Source organism: Rhodococcus sp. H-CA8f (assembly GCF_002501585.1).
Taxonomy (GTDB): Bacteria; Actinomycetota; Actinomycetes; order Mycobacteriales; family Mycobacteriaceae; genus Rhodococcus_F; species Rhodococcus_F erythropolis.
Window position 1 is genome coordinate 5,067,766 of the sequence record NZ_CP023720.1, and the last position, 14,780, is coordinate 5,082,545.

At 63.5% G+C, this 14,780-nt stretch carries 14 protein-coding genes; 9 read left to right on the forward strand and 5 right to left on the reverse strand.

Annotated features, from left to right (window positions below):
* Positions 1-5: 5 nt before the first annotated feature.
* Positions 6-2,018, forward strand: a complete 2,013-nt coding sequence (locus tag CPI83_RS23635; protein WP_019747146.1) for a YhgE/Pip domain-containing protein — start codon at positions 6-8, stop codon at positions 2,016-2,018.
* Here the strand turns inward: CPI83_RS23635 and CPI83_RS23640 are convergent.
* On the reverse strand, positions 2,015-2,593 hold the full coding sequence (locus CPI83_RS23640) for a nucleotidyltransferase family protein (protein WP_097387789.1): 579 nt from the start codon (positions 2,591-2,593) through the stop codon (positions 2,015-2,017). The genes CPI83_RS23635 and CPI83_RS23640 overlap by 4 nt on opposite strands.
* Positions 2,594-2,658: 65 nt before the next feature.
* Here CPI83_RS23640 and CPI83_RS23645 point away from each other — a divergent pair, with 65 nt between their 5' ends.
* From CPI83_RS23645 to CPI83_RS23655, 3 genes are all read left to right on the forward strand, one after another.
* Positions 2,659-2,904: a helix-turn-helix domain-containing protein gene (locus CPI83_RS23645; RefSeq protein WP_019747144.1), complete on the forward strand. Its 246-nt coding sequence runs from the start codon at positions 2,659-2,661 to the stop codon at positions 2,902-2,904.
* Positions 2,901-3,389 carry a hypothetical protein gene (locus CPI83_RS23650; protein ID WP_097387790.1) on the forward strand — a complete coding sequence of 163 codons (489 nt, stop codon included), beginning with the start codon at positions 2,901-2,903 and terminating at the stop codon, positions 3,387-3,389. Before CPI83_RS23645 ends, CPI83_RS23650 begins: the two co-directional genes overlap by 4 nt.
* A gap of 85 nt (positions 3,390-3,474) precedes the next feature.
* Complete coding sequence (locus tag CPI83_RS23655; protein WP_198586316.1) at positions 3,475-4,458, forward strand: LLM class F420-dependent oxidoreductase; 984 nt, start codon at positions 3,475-3,477, stop codon at positions 4,456-4,458.
* Between the two features lie 4 nt (positions 4,459-4,462).
* Here the strand turns inward: CPI83_RS23655 and CPI83_RS23660 are convergent, their stop codons facing one another.
* Complete coding sequence (locus CPI83_RS23660) at positions 4,463-6,799, reverse strand: VanW family protein (RefSeq protein WP_097387791.1); 2,337 nt, start codon at positions 6,797-6,799, stop codon at positions 4,463-4,465.
* Positions 6,800-7,093: 294 nt separating this feature from the next.
* Positions 7,094-8,449 carry an acetyl-CoA C-acetyltransferase gene (locus CPI83_RS23665; protein WP_019747140.1) on the reverse strand — a complete coding sequence of 452 codons (1,356 nt, stop codon included), beginning with the start codon at positions 8,447-8,449 and terminating at the stop codon, positions 7,094-7,096.
* A 130-nt stretch (positions 8,450-8,579) separates the two neighbouring features.
* Between CPI83_RS23665 and CPI83_RS23670 the strand changes: the two genes are divergently transcribed.
* Both CPI83_RS23670 and CPI83_RS23675 read left to right on the forward strand, forming a co-directional pair.
* The gene (locus CPI83_RS23670; RefSeq protein ID WP_003945596.1) at positions 8,580-9,926 is read left to right on the forward strand and encodes a 3-oxoacyl-ACP reductase; all 1,347 of its coding nucleotides are present in this window, start codon (positions 8,580-8,582) and stop codon (positions 9,924-9,926) included.
* The gene (locus CPI83_RS23675) at positions 9,926-10,789 is read left to right on the forward strand and encodes a MaoC/PaaZ C-terminal domain-containing protein (protein WP_042950937.1); all 864 of its coding nucleotides are present in this window, start codon (positions 9,926-9,928) and stop codon (positions 10,787-10,789) included. The genes CPI83_RS23670 and CPI83_RS23675 overlap by 1 nt, the downstream gene beginning before the upstream one ends.
* A 100-nt stretch (positions 10,790-10,889) precedes the next feature.
* Here CPI83_RS23675 and CPI83_RS23680 read toward each other — a convergent pair whose 3' ends face one another.
* The gene (locus CPI83_RS23680) at positions 10,890-11,489 is read right to left on the reverse strand and encodes a TetR/AcrR family transcriptional regulator (RefSeq protein WP_003945885.1); all 600 of its coding nucleotides are present in this window, start codon (positions 11,487-11,489) and stop codon (positions 10,890-10,892) included.
* A 72-nt stretch (positions 11,490-11,561) separates the two neighbouring features.
* Positions 11,562-12,740: a glycoside hydrolase family 3 N-terminal domain-containing protein gene (locus CPI83_RS23685; RefSeq protein ID WP_097387792.1), complete on the reverse strand. Its 1,179-nt coding sequence runs from the start codon at positions 12,738-12,740 to the stop codon at positions 11,562-11,564.
* Between the two features lie 101 nt (positions 12,741-12,841).
* Here CPI83_RS23685 and CPI83_RS23690 point away from each other — a divergent pair, with 101 nt between their 5' ends.
* From CPI83_RS23690 to CPI83_RS23700, 3 genes are all read left to right on the forward strand, one after another.
* Positions 12,842-13,309, forward strand: coding sequence for a universal stress protein (locus tag CPI83_RS23690; protein ID WP_003945900.1), 468 nt, complete (start codon positions 12,842-12,844; stop codon positions 13,307-13,309).
* Between the two features lie 45 nt (positions 13,310-13,354).
* Positions 13,355-14,443: an isochorismate synthase gene (locus CPI83_RS23695; RefSeq protein WP_097387793.1), complete on the forward strand. Its 1,089-nt coding sequence runs from the start codon at positions 13,355-13,357 to the stop codon at positions 14,441-14,443.
* Positions 14,444-14,572: 129 nt separating this feature from the next.
* Positions 14,573-14,746, forward strand: a complete 174-nt coding sequence (locus CPI83_RS23700; RefSeq protein ID WP_003945488.1) for a DUF2613 domain-containing protein — start codon at positions 14,573-14,575, stop codon at positions 14,744-14,746.
* Positions 14,747-14,780: the final 34 nt, after the last annotated feature.

Sequence of the window (14,780 nt, forward strand, 5' to 3'; positions counted from 1 at the left end):
CCGCGATGCTCGCTGGAATGTCTCTCGGAACCGAACTCAAGCGGTTCTCCCGCGGCGCGATGCCCAGGATCGCACTCGTCACCATCATCTTGATGCCACTGCTGTACGGCGCAATGTACCTGTGGGCCTTCTGGAATCCGTTCGGTGAGGTCAACAAGGTCCCCGTCGCACTGGTCAACACCGACCGCGGTGCAATGGTGCAGGGTCAAGAGCTCAAGGCTGGCGACGAAGTAAGCCAAGCACTTCTCGATTCCGGTGAGCTCGATCTCCACCTGGTCTCACAGCAGGAAGCCGAACAGGGAGTCTCGGACGGGACGTACTACTTCTCTCTCACTCTGCCCGAGAATTTCAGCGAGGCCGTTGCCTCCCCGACGTCCAAGGACCCCCACAAAGCTCAGTTGCAGTTCACCTTCAACGACGTCAACAACTACCTCGGCACCATCATCGGCCAAAATGCCGCCCAGCAGGTTCTCAGTCAAGTCAGCGACAAGATCGGCGCGCAGTCCGTCGAGACGGTTCTGGTCGGATTGACCGATGCGGGTGCAGGTTTGAAGCAGGCCGCCGACGGAGCACTCCAGCTCTCGGCCGGAGTGAACACTGCCAATGCCGGAGCCGGCGAATTGGCGTCGGGCTCGAAAACTCTGGCAGACAACATGGTTACCGCACGTGACGGTGCAGCCACTCTTGCCGGCGGTACAGCGCAACTCTCGACCGGTATCAATACCGCCACGGACGGTGTCCTCGCACTGACCGACGGTTTGGGGCAACTCGATCTCGGAGCCGTCCAACTGGGCGACGGCGCAAGCCAACTCAGTGGTGGCGTCACCCAGGTCGTCGACCAACTGAGCGTCCTCGGGAACACACAGGCAGACGTTGCACAACTGGTCGGGCAGGCGGTGGCCAGCCTTCGGCTGAACCCGGATCCTGTCAGCCAACAGATCGCCAATGCCCTCGCGCCTGCCCAGGACATGCTGCGCACTCAGGGTTTCGGTGAAGCGACCATGGGCCAACTGGGCGAACTCAAGAGCGGTGCACAACAACTCGCTTACCAACTCGACGATCCGTCGAGCACCTTCCGAGCCGGGCTGAATGCCGCGGCCAACGGCGGCGGTGAACTCCGCAACGGCCTGGTGCAGCTGCGTGACGGCGGTCAGCAAGTCAACGACGGCGCGCAAACCCTCAGCAGTGGACTGGTTCAACTCACCGACGGCAGCGTCCAACTCTCCGATGGTGCAGCCAAACTCGCCGACGGCACCGAGCAACTCCGTGCCGGGTCTGCCGAACTCGCGACCAAACTCACCGAGGGCGCCGGTCAGATTCCCAGTTGGACCGATCAGCAGCGAACCGCAACCGCTCAAACCCTCTCCAGCCCGGTCGAACTACAGGAGACCTACGAGAACCGGGCAAGCACCTTCGGTACCGGTTTTGCTCCGTTCTTCCTGCCCCTCGCGCTGTTCGTGGGCGGCATCATCACCTGGATGCTGCTCAAGCCGCTCCAGAACCGGCCCATCGCAAACGGACTCGGCGCGCTGCGAGTGGTCCTCGCCTCGTACTGGCCGGCATTGCTCATCGGCATCTGCCAGGTGATCGTGATGTACCTGGTCGTGCACTTCGCCGTCGGCCTGCACCCCACACACGCCCTCGGCACCGTCGGATTCCTGATGCTCATCACTGCCACGTATATGGCGTTGATCCAGGCATTCAACGCCATCTTCGGAGTATCCGTCGGACGCGTCATCACCCTGGCGTTCCTGATGCTGCAACTGGTTTCGGCCGGCGGCATCTATCCCGTCGAAACCACCGCGAAACCGTTCCAGATCATCCACCCCTTCGACCCGATGACCTACGCGGTGAACGGGCTACGACAACTCACCGTCGGCGGTATCGACTCGAGACTGTGGGTCTCGATCGCCGTCCTCGGCGGCCTTCTCGTCGCCTCACTCGGGGCCAGTTCACTTGCTGCACGCCGAAATCGGCAATGGACCATGGACAGGCTGCATCCGCCGATCGAAGTCTAGGTCAGGGTCTCCGGCCAAGGCTCCACGGTCAGCGGAGGCCATTCCCTGCGCCACCGTGCCGCCTTGGCCTCGTAAACCTCTCTCGGTGCCAGCACCGGGTTGGGACGGACGATCATGTCGAAAAGATCGTCGTATCCATGCGGGGCATACACGTCCACAGTGCCGCCCGCAGACTTGGTGATCCCGAAACAGCAAGTTGTGGAAGCGAAGTGGTCGATAGTGTCGCGGCAACTGGTGAACGGAACGCCGGGAATCCCGAAATGCTGCTCGTACCACAGGTGCACGCGGGCTTCGTTGCGTACTTCGACATCGGCATCCACATCGGCGAACAGTTCTGCCGCCGAACGAATCACACGGTCCTCCGCGTCGTAGCTCAGATCGCCGGCGTCGAAATAGAAGAGGTCGTAGTCCTTGATTCCGGCGCCGAGGTCACGGCCGTCGATGTGATTCCAGACGGTTTGGAAGAGCCCACCCGCCGTCAGGTACCACTCCGACAATCCCAGCTTCGGCGCCCGATCCACGATCGTTGCAACCACTGGATTGGCCAGGGCGATCTCGAGAAATCGTTCACGCATGCTCTTCAGCCTCTCATATGACAAGTAAACTTGACATCATGTGACAAGTATTCTTTACTTTTCCTATGACTGGAAAGGCTGGCGACAACAACGTGCGGGAGCACCGACGCCTCGCCGGCCTCACCCAGGCGCAACTGGCCACGGCAGGTCAGGTGAGCAGACAGAGCATCGTCTCCGTCGAACGCGGCGACTACGCACCGAGTGTCTACCTGGCACTTCGCCTGGCACTGGCACTGGGGACCACCGTCGAAGCGCTCTTCCCCTTACCCGAATCGGCACTCACCGCAGAAATTCCAGAGGAGACGGCATGAGCACCATGATGAAGGCAATGCGGTTCGTCGGAGATCTGGACGACGACTTCTACAAGGACGAGCGTCAGCGCGACGTCTGGAACGAAGCCTCGGCCGTGGGGTTCCAATTCGCCTACTGGATCACGTTGATCGCAGCGGCAATTCTGCCGTGGGTTGCCGGACGCACCGGCGCATGGATTTCATTGGGTCTGGTCATCGGATGGTTTGTCTGTTCGATGGTGGTGCTCCGCTACGCGCAGGCCCATGACGTCGACGTCTACGCAAGCATGAAGGGTCTCCAAACCCGATCTCTCGTGGCTGGGTCCGTCTATCTGATCGCATTGATCGGCGTCGTCGCCCAACTCGTAGCTCATCCGGGCGACGGAATCGCGACTTGGGCCGGCGCTGGGGTCGGCGCACTCCTCGGCGCCACGGCAGCCGCACTAGGCGTAAAGCTTCACCAGCAGCGCGCCAAGCGACGCGAAGCGGCCGAAGAACTTCTCTGAATTCCGGAAGTCTGCCCAGCACAACGGAATCCATAGAGTTGGTAAAATCGTGCCAGGTCAACCGATCGCGAGTAACGTCGAAACGGTGAGCACTCGCCTCGGATACCAGATGCCCAACTTCAGCTACGGCGGTCCGGTCAAGGACCTCTTCCCCACCGTCATAGCGCAGGCCCGCGAAGCCGAAGCCGCAGGCTTCGACACTGCATTCGTGATGGATCACTTCTACCAACTCCCCGGCATCGGAGCGCCGGACGCCCCGATGCTCGAGGCCTACTCCGCGCTCTCCGCGCTGGCGACGGCCACCGAGACCATCCAGTTGTCTGCACTGGTCACGGGAAACACCTACCGCAATCCGCCCATGCTCGCCAAGACCGTCACCACCCTCGACGTGGTGAGCGGCGGTCGGGCCATCCTGGGCATCGGCGCCGGTTGGTTCGAACTCGAACACAATTCGTTCGGATACGAGTTCGGAACGTTCACCGAGCGCTTCCAGAAGCTCGACGAAGCACTGCAGATCATCGCGCCGATGCTCCGCGGTGAGCGCCCCACCTTCGACGGCAAGTGGTACCACGTCGAGGACGCCATCAACGAGCCTCGAGTCCGCGACGACCTGCCGATCCTGCTCGGCGGTGGCGGTGAGAAGAAGACGTTCGGCCTCGCCGCTCGCTTCGCGGATCACCTCAACATCATCTGCGACCCCTCGGAACTGCCGCGCAAGATGGAAGCACTTGCGGCACGCTGCGACGAAGCCGGTCGCGATCCCGCAACCCTCGAGACCAGCTTCCTCACGTTCATGATGATCGACGAGGACGGCGACAAGGCTCGCGCGCATCAGCGAACGTTTCTCGCGGAGCGTGGCCTCGACATCACCACGGCGCCGGAAGACGTGGTCGCCAAGGCCACCGAACGCCATTTCGTCGGCAGCCCGGACGACGTCGCCGAGCAGGTTCAGACGCGCATCCTCGACCACGGCATCGACGGCGTCGTGATCAACCTGATCACCAACGGCGAAGAGCCAGGCATCGTCGACCTCGCGGGCCGCACCCTCGGCCCACTCGTCGGCAAGTAGTTCCCTACTCGCACTTCACGATCGGCACCGGGTCGTACTTGACGGTCCGGGTGTTCGAGGAAATTTCGGCGCCACTCGCGTGGTCGGTGATCACGCGGGTGTCGCTGACCGTGAATCCGGGCGCACCGCTCGAAGCCACACAACCAGGCCCCTCCGGCAACGTCACGGTGTTCGGCGACGTCGGCGACGTACGCGGGCCGGTCGTCGAAGCGACATCGACGGTTTTGGTTCCCCAGATCCGAACGGTGATGTTCGACGACGTCGCAATCGTCTCGATCATCACGCCGGTCTTCGCCGGATTACGGAACTGCAAGTCGATCGCACCATCGAAGATGGTCGCCTCACGCGCTTCGGGGTACCGCGAGATGTAGTAACTGTGCTCAGTGTGCGCGACGTCGTCCATGCCTGCGAAATACGTCGCGTTGTAGAGCGTCGTCGCGAGCTGGCTGATACCGCCGCCGACAGCCTTGTCCGGGCGACCATTGTTGATGATCCCCGACTCGACGTATCCCTGAGCCGCACCGCGCGGGCCCGTGTACTCGTTGAGCGAGAACGTATCCCCTGGCTTGATCACGGCCCCGTCGATCTCCGATGCGGCCAGGCCGATATTCACACCAGACGCGTATTCGAAACCACCGGTGGTGAATTCGCCGATCACCTCGTTGATGCCGAGGGCATCCGCGGCTTCGGTGGTCAACGCCGGCGGGACCGGTCCGTACACGGCGGGTGTTGCCCGAGACGCCGTGCTGCCCAGCAGAACCGGAAGTTCCTTGACCGTGTCCGGCCAGTTGATCAGATCACCGACAACACCCGGCACAACTGACGGCTTACCACCGGCGAAGGTGAACGACGCGTCCTTGGGTTGTACTTCAGTCGATACCAACTGCGGAGTCAGAATCTTGATCGCAGCATCCGTGTTGTACTGCGGAGTCAGCCCACCCGAGCCGTCAGGGGTGAAGGTCAGAACCTCACCGATCTGGTCGACGCCGAGCGTCGCAACCTTGCCGTCACGGCCGTTGACCACGACATCACCCGAGGCAGCCGGAATGGCAATCTCCTGCAGTGCGCGATCGACACCGGCCTGAGTGACCGTCACCGGCACCTCGTCGACCGGAAGATCGACGACGCCACCGTCAGACCACTCCGCGGCGAACGTTGCGCCCGCCTGCTGCGTTTCGAGAGCCTGGCCGGCGGCAGGTGAAACACCCGTCGCCTTCCCACTCTCGAACACGACTGCGCCTTCGACGGGCGCACGAGCGCTGTTCGCCGCAAGTTGCGACATCGAGGCATCCAACGCACCCTGGTCGACCGTCGACACCACGGGCACCTCGCGGGAGCCGAAGAACGACGTGATGCGGGTGATCGGGTTGATCGGCTGAGCGTTCACGCCCGAGAGCGTCGCCGACCAGTCGACGTCCACACCCGCAGATGCGGGAACGATCTCGGAATCGACGCCGCCGGCATGTACCGCTACCGGTTCGACGAGCCTTGGGCCGAGTTCGGCGCGCAGCGTGGCCTCTGCGTCGGCAGGCGTGAGATCACCGATGTCCACCCCGGCGACCTGGGTGCCGCGTGGTGTCTTCCCCGACGACGTGAAGATGTCCACTCCGTAGGCAATCACTGCGACCGCAAAGATGGCGCCGACTGCTATCGCCGGTTTGACCCACTTACGGGAAGACTCCGGAGCGGGCGCTTCTGGCTGTTGTTGAGGTGCTGGTGCTGCAACTGCCTCTGGTTCGCGGACAACAGGCTCGTACTGCTGCTGGATGGGTTCGAATTGCTGGGTGTCGTACTGCTGCACGAACTCGGGACGCGGCGGCTTCGGGGGAACCACCACTGCCGGGGGCTCGAACTGCTCTGTCTGCTCGTCGATGGTTTCTGTCGCCGGAGCCGAGTCGACTACTTCCGTCGGCGGTGCGTCCTCCGCTGGGACGACGGGGATGACGGTGGTGACCTCGTTTGCCGATTCGTCGATGGCCGGTTCGACGATTGTGGGCTCGACGATTGTCGGCTCGTCTACTGCTTCGTCGACTGTCGCTTCTGTGGAATCGATTGCTTCTTCGTCGACAGGCCTTGGTGCTTCGGCTGGTTCAGGTTCTACTGATTCAGCCTCGACAACCGCCTCGGTGTCCTCAGGGGTCTTGGGTTCCTCGACCGACTCGGTCTCTTCGACCGCCTGAGGTTCCTCGACCGACTCGGTCTCTTCGACCGCCTGAGGTTCCTCGACCGACTCGGTCTCTTCGACCGCCTGAGGTTCCTCGACCGACTCGAGTTCCTGTTCCGGGAGGGACGAGTCCTCGCTGTTCGTCTTCTCGACGGACGGACCCTCTTCGTCACTCACCTGTTGGCTCCTCGCTGCATCAACCGTCGCTGCGGCGCTCACCGACAACTCAATACAGGATATCCGGACATACGAGAGCCCCGCGCTGCTGCCAGGTCGGGGGTCAGGCAGCAACACGGGGCTGTCATGAATATCGGTAGCTATTCTGCAGCGTTACACGCCTGCGCGAAAAAGTTTGCAAAGAGTTCGGGGATCCGGCCACCCCTCGTGGCCGGATCCCCGATTACGCATCCCCTCGCCACGATCACTGCAGGTGAGCGCAGTTTTCACGCACGTGGGGAGATTGTGGAGCGGTTACCGCTCGATGATCGCCGTGACACCCTGGCCGCCGGCCGCACAGATCGAGATCAGGCCGCGGCCCGAACCCTTCTCCGCGAGCATCTTTGCGAGGGAAGCCACAATACGTCCGCCGGTTGCCGCGAACGGGTGACCTGCAGCCAAGGACGATCCGTTGACATTGAGCTTGCTTCGGTCGATCGATCCCAACGCGCCGTCGAGGCCGAGGCGTTCCTTGCAGTACTCGTCGGACTCGAAGGCCTGCAGGGTTGCCAGAACCACCGAAGCGAAGGCTTCGTGGATCTCGTAGTAATCGAAGTCCTGCAAGGTCAGACCGTTGCGGGCCAGCAAACGCGGAATCGCGTACGTGGGAGCCATGAGCAACCCGTCTTTGCCGTGGACGTAGTCGACGGCAGCGGTTTCGGAATCGACGAGGTGCGCCAGAACCGGAAGGTTGCGCTCGGCTGCCCACTCGTCGGTGGAGAGGAGCACTGCAGAAGCGCCGTCGGTAAGCGGCGTCGAGTTGCCTGCCGTCATCGTCGCGTCGCCGAGCTTGGTACCGAAGACGGGCTTGAGCGTCGACAGCTTCTCGACGGTCGAACCGGGACGGAGGTTGTCGTCGCGGGTCAGGCCGAGGAACGGGGTGACGAGGTCGTCGAAGAAGCCGCGGTCGTAGGCAGCCGCCATGTTCTTGTGGCTGGCAGCGGCAAGTTCGTCCTGATCCTCGCGCTTGATGCCGAATTCCTTGGCGGTGATCGCAGCGTGGTCACCCATCGACTTGCCGGTGCGAGGCTCGCCGTTGCGCGGAATTTCGAGGCCGAGCATGCCCGCACGGACGTTGCCGAGCAGCTTGATGCGGTCGCCCGTGGACTTCGCGCGATTGAGGGAGAGCAGGAACTCGCGCGCCTGATCGTTGACGCCGATCGGGGCGTCGGACGTGGTGTCCGTGCCGCCGCCGATGCCCGAATCGATGCGGCCGGCCGAAATGGCGTCGCCGACGGCGATGATCGACTGCAGTCCCGTGCCACACGCCTGCTGAAGGTCGTACGCCGACGTGTACGGGCTCAGCGCGCTGCCGAGAACGGACTCGCGAATGAGATTGAAATCACGGCTGTGCTTGAGCACCGCACCGCCGACGACCATGCCGAGCTTCTCGCCCTGCAGATTGAATCGGCTCACCAGACCGTCGAGCGTCGCAGTGAACATGTCCTGGTTGGACGCCTGTGCGTACGCCTTGTCCGAGCGTGCGAACGGAATGCGATTTCCGCCGACGATCGCAACCGGACGGCGCTGACCTGCGGACTTCGCAGCGGCTGCGGCCGGTGCGGTGCGCGGTGCGGCGGGCTTTGCGTTTGAACGGGCTTTGCTTGTCACTTGCGTCTCCAAGGATGGTGCGATTACCTGTTGAAGACTATTCTTACTCAGTAGTAAGTTACTTGTCTATCGCCGCATTCTTCCGATTGCCCGGTGAGAGACAACCCGAAACACAACAGAAGGTAGGACCGTGGCAGCCAGCAAGGGAGCTCCCGACCTCTATTCACAGTTCCTCTCGTCCGCCCCCGGCGCATTCATCGCGTCGAAGGCCGGCCTGCCCAGGCCCGAGAACCTGCGTCGCTACAAAGCAGGGGAACCCGCACTCGCCGGACCTGTCCTCATCGGCGGCAAGGGTCGGCTCGCAGAACCACTTCGCGTACTGCTCTCCGACTACCCGGCGGCTCAGGCACACGACAGCAGCTTCGGCGGACTCGTGTTCGACGCCACCGGAATCACTCAGGTCAGCGAGCTCGAGCAGCTGTTCGAGTTCTTCCAGCCCGTGATCCGCAACCTCGCACCGTCGGCTCGCGTCGTCGTTCTCGGCACGACGCCGGAAGAAACGTCGAGCGTCGACGAGCATGTCGCGCAGCGCGCGCTCGAAGGCTTCACCCGCAGCGTCGGCAAGGAGATCAAGCGCGGCTCCACCGCTCAGCTGGTCTACGTCTCCCCCAAGGCGTCCACCGGACTGTCCGGCGTGGAATCGACTCTGCGCTTTCTCCTTTCGGCGAAGTCCGCCTTCGTCGACGGCCAGGTCATCGTCGTCGGTGCTGAAGATTCCGTCGCGCCCGCAAGCTGGGACAAGCCGCTCGAAGGCAAGGTTGCCGTCGTCACCGGCGCAGCCCGCGGCATCGGTGCCACCATCGCCGAGGTCCTGGCCCGCGACGGCGCACACGTGGTCTGCGCTGACATCCCGGCCGCCGGCGAAGCACTGTCCGAGACCGCGAACAAGGTCGGCGGCACGTCCCTCGCCCTCGATGTCACGGCGGCCGACGCAGCCGAGGTCCTCGCAGCTCACCTCCTCGAGCGTCACGGCGGAGCCGACATCATCGTCCACAACGCCGGCATCACCCGCGACAAGACCCTCGCCAACATGGACGAGGGCCGCTGGAACATGGTCATGAACGTCAATCTTCTTGCACCGCAGAAGATCACCGAGCACCTCGTCGAGAAGGGCGCCCTCAAGGAAGGCGGCCGCGTCGTCGACGTCTCCTCCATCGCCGGCATCGCGGGCAACCGCGGCCAGACCAACTACGGCACCTCCAAGGCCGGCGTCATCGGCCTCGTACACGCCGAAGCTCCCGTCCTGGCGAAGAAGAACATCACCATCAACGCCGTCGCACCGGGCTTCATCGAGACCGCCATGACCGCAGCCATCCCCTTCGCCACCCGCGAAGCCGGCCGCCGCATGAGCTCGCTCCTGCAGGGCGGCGAGACCGTCGACGTCGCCGAGACCGTCGCATACTTCGCCAGCCCGGCCTCCAATGCCGTTACGGGACAGGTCGTTCGCGTCTGCGGCCAGAGCCTCCTGGGCGCATGATGGCAACAAAGACCGTCGCGCTCACCGAGCAGCCGAAGACCATCGACATCTACTCCCGGGCGGTACTGGGATTGTTGCCGTGGAACAAGTCCAACTCGCGCTCGGTGCCACAGCAGACCTTCACCCTCACCGGACTGAAGGTCGACACCGACAATCTGGCGGCGTACTGCCGCGTGACCGGACTGCGATTCGGCGACACTCTGCCGATCACGTATCCCTTCACCTTGGCCTTCCCGACCGTGATGAAGCTGATGGTGTCGAAGGACTTCCCCTTCGCCGCCGTCGGCTCCGTTCACGCCGAGAACGTCATCGAATCGCTGCGGCCCATCTCCGTCAGCGAACCGCTTGACCTCTCGGTGCATGCCGAGAACCTGCGTGAGCACCGCAAGGGCCTGCTGATCGACGTGATCACCGAAATTCGGGTGGGACGGGAACTGGTCTGGCGACAGACCTCGAGCTTCCTGAACCAGCAGAAGACCTCCCTGTCCGGCCAGCCAGGTCCGGAGCCCAAGGCCGACGAGGTCCCGCCGATGCCGATGAGCACCATCCGCGTCGACCAGACCACGATCAGCAAGTACGCCGCCGTCTCCGGCGACCGCAATCCGATTCACGTCTCGTCTCTGGGCGCCAAGGCTTTCGGTTTCCCGAAGACCATTGCTCACGGAATGTGGAGTGCCGCGGCAGTTCTGCGGACCGTCGAGGGGTCCGTCGCGGACAAGGTCACCTACAGCGTGCGTTTCGGCAAGCCGATTCTGCTACCGGCGACGCTGAATGCCTACGCTGATCGCACCGACGACGGCTGGGATCTGTCACTGCGTCACCCGAAGAAGGGTTACCCGCACGTCACTGCGACGCTGCGCTGACCTGAGTTTTGTCGGGTTTCGACCCACCCAAATTGAGCGAACGTACCTTTCGGCGCCTTGGATGCGCGGAAAGGTACGTTCGCTCAGATTGGTTTGGGGGCTATTCGGACTTCTTCTTGCCCGACAGACCGCGCCACGCGAGGGATTCGAGTAGATCCGCTGCGGCATCCACCTCGATTTCCCCACCCGCGACCCGGTCGGCTACCGCCTCACCGGCGCCGACGAGCGCGATGGCGATGATCCCGTAATCGTGCGCGGCATCAGGATCCTTGGTGCTGGACTCGAGCAGATGCGCAGTCAACTCGATCAACCGATCGCGGCTGGACTGCACGGTTCCCGCAAAAGCCTGCTGCCCGACGGCCTGACGGTAGAGCACCATCCACGACTTGCGGTTTGCGCCCACGAACCCGAGGAAGCCCTCGAGAGCGGCGCGCAATTGTTCACGCGGAGTCAGGTTCGGCGCGCCGGCCGGGGCGAGCGCTTCGAGGAAGCGGAGCCCTTCACGATGAATGCACGCCGCGAACAGCTCTTCCTTCGAGCCGTAGTACAGGTACAGCATCGGCTTCGAGATCTCGGCTTTGGCTGCGATGGTGTCCATCGAAGTTTCGTGAAACCCCCTGTCGGAGAACACGTCCACAGCCGCGTCGAGCATCTGCTGCTCACGCACTGCGCGTGGCAGTCGCTTGGTACCGCCGGCCATGCATCCTCCAACCACAGGGTAAATGTCGATCTTACTCTACGGTAAGATTGTGCGTCGAATCCTGACTTCGACTCAGCAGGTCACGGCACCTTTGGCAGTGGCAACTGTGACCACGGCCTGATCGACCCGCGCCTGCGGAAGCTCACCGGACGCGACGGCCTGCTCGAGATGGTCGAGCACCCGCGGAACGTCGTCGGTTGTCAGCCACAATGCCTGATCGACTCCAGCCACCAGCGCAGCCTGAACCGCGTCGGCAATATCGTATCGGTCGGTGATCGCCTGCATTCCGCTGAGGTCGTCGGTGAATACCGGGCCGGTGAACGGCGCTGCGCCGTAACCCACTCCGTCGCGAAGCAACGCGACGGCTGCGGGGCTGATGCTGGCAGGGGTACCGGGCTCGGTCAGACCGGGAACCTCGAGGTGACCCATCATGACGCCGACTCCGGTCCCCGACAGCTCGCGGAAGGGAATCAGGTCCGACGCGATCAGATCCTGTAGCGGCGGCGTTGTCACCTCGCCCCGGTGCGAGTCACCCGACGCGCTGCCATGTCCGGGAAAGTGCTTGATCACCGGGAAGATTCCGGCATCTCGCATACCCTGCGCGTACGCACCGGCGTAGGCAACCACGATCTGGGGGTCGTCGGAGTACGAGCGGTCCCCGATCACGGAGTCGTCGGGTTGGCTGCTGACGTCGACGTCGGGGGCGTAGTTGACGGTGATCCCGAGATCCTTCAACCCGCGTCCACGCTCGAGCGCCATCTGGTACGTCTGTTCCACTGTCATGGTCTGCGCCGTTTCCCTGGCCGACGGATCGGGCCCGAGGATGTCCGCGACGCGGGAAACTCGTCCACCTTCTTCGTCGATCGTCACCGTCAACGGCAACTTCGACGCCGAAGCAACCTGCGGCACTTCGCGATTGGTGAGCATCGACTGATCGGTCCAACTTCCGACGAAGATGCCGCCGATCTCCTCGTTCTGCACTATCGACAACGCGTCGTCGGTCCCGGTGACGCCGACGTTGAGCAGCTGGGCAAGTTTCTGACGCAGGGACAGTGAAGCCACAAGGTCACTACCGCACGACGCGGCGACGGGCGCGGAGCTGGATGCCGCAGGCGTCGACGTGATCTCGGAGGTGGTGCTGGTCGGGGCGCTCGAAACCGGATCGGCGGTCCCGTTTTCGCCCGAGCATCCCGCAACCAACCCTCCGCACAATGCAATGGTCGTCGCAGCCTTCAGAAACTTGATCCGCATACCTCGACCGTAACGGACCCGGTACCCATACACTCCCTCACGGGCACATCGGGACGGTAGCCTGGAAGAGAACCGATTCCCCCGCTGACGAGGAGGTCGTGATGCCACAAGGTCTGATGCTCATCGCGTACGACGGTTCCGACAACGCCAAGCGTGCAGTCGACTATGCGGGGCGTTTCCTCTCCGCCAATCGTGCTGTTCTCGTCACTGCCTGGGAGCCGATGGTTCGCCAGGCCGCTCGCATGTCCGGCCTGTCCGGGGTGATGCAACCGGAGTGGGTTCCCGACGACGACGTCGAGGACATCGCGTACACCGACGCCAAAGTCACCCTCGCCGAGGGCGTCGCACTGGCCGAGGCCGCAGGCCTGACCGTCGAAGGCAGAAGCGCCGAGTGCCGATCCGCGATCTGGTCTGCAATCTGCGAAACCGCAGACGAATTGGACGTCGACATCATCGTGACCGGCACCCGTGGCACTACGGGTTTGCGGTCGCTACTGCAGAGCAGCGTCGCGGATCATGTTCTGCGTCACAGTCATCGGCCGGTGTTGATCGTCCCTCCGGGGAAGTGACCTTCGCGCATTCCTGATCCGTGGCCGACTAGTGTCGAAACCACCATGGACGGTTTTGTTCTCTCGCGCCCCGATCACAGCGTGGTCACCCGCGGCGTACGACGCAGCTTCGACAGCTCCGACGCGGCCACCCACGCTCTGTCGGCAGGTACGACAAAGCTGATCGTCGGAGCGCTCCCCTTCGACCCGGCTGCCGCAACGGCGTTGTACGAACCTGCCGAGGCGACGATCGCGTCGCGGCCGTGGCAACCGCTCGATCCCCAGGCCCTGCCCACGACCCGGGTTGACCGGGAGATCCCGTCGTCGTCGGAGCATCTTCGTCGAGTGGAAAAGTTGATCGGACGTCTCCGCAGTGGAGAGATCGACAAGGTTGTCGCGGCTCGCACTGTGGAACTTCGCACGCAGACCCCGATCTCCCCGACCGCGCTCGCCGCACGCATGGCGGCGCTCAATCCCGTCGCCAACACCTTTGCCGTCGACCTCTCTGCTGCGGGAGCCGAATTCGAGGGCCACAGCCTGGTCGGCGCGACGCCCGAGGTATTGGTCAGTCGACGCGGGCGCGTCGTGACATGTCGCCCGTTGGCCGGCACCACCAAGCGATCCGCCGACGCCGATCAAGACCGCGAGGCAGGCGAAAGCCTTCTGCATTCGACGAAGAATCTGGCCGAGCACGCCTTCGTGACGGCGTGGATCCGCGAGGTCCTGCAACCGATGTGCAGTGATCTGTCGGTGCCGGCAACTCCCGAACTGACCAATACTCACGAGGTCTGGCACTTGGCCAGCCCGATCCGCGGCACGCTGCGAAACGACACCACTGCGCTCGACCTCGCCATCGCTCTGCATCCGACGCCCGCGCTGTGCGGAACACCCACCGACGCGGCACTGAAAGTCATCCGCGAGACCGAGGAGCCTCGCCGTTTCTACGGCGGCGCCGTGGGATGGTGCGACGGGGCCGGTGACGGCGATTGGGTGGTTGCCATCCGCTGCGCCGAGATCAGTGCGGACGGCCGCAACGCCTGGGCCAGCGCGGGTGGTGGAATTGTCGCCGAATCGGATCCACAGGACGAACTCGACGAGACATCTACGAAACTGCGCACTCTGTTGACCGCGCTCGGTACCGAAACCCTCGACTGACCAGCACGTCACGAGGGTAATCGTCCGGATTCTCGAGTGCGGGTGATACCTTGACCCGAGCAGTTCGTACGGGCCGGTAAGTCCGTCCGACCGCGAACGACCGACTAACGACCAATTGGGAGATCCGCGATGACGAAGTTCCTTGTCCCCGGTGTGGCCAGCGCTGTCATCGGTGCCGTTCTGGGTGCCGGCGTCATCTTCGGTGTCACGGCCGCCGCGTCGGACAACACTCGTCCCGAGATCGACCGCAGCGGAAACGCAGATTCTTCCGTGCTGAACCAGGTTGAGTACGGCAGCCGCTGAGAGCGCAGGCCTCGCGAGTTCCCGTTCTTCCGCC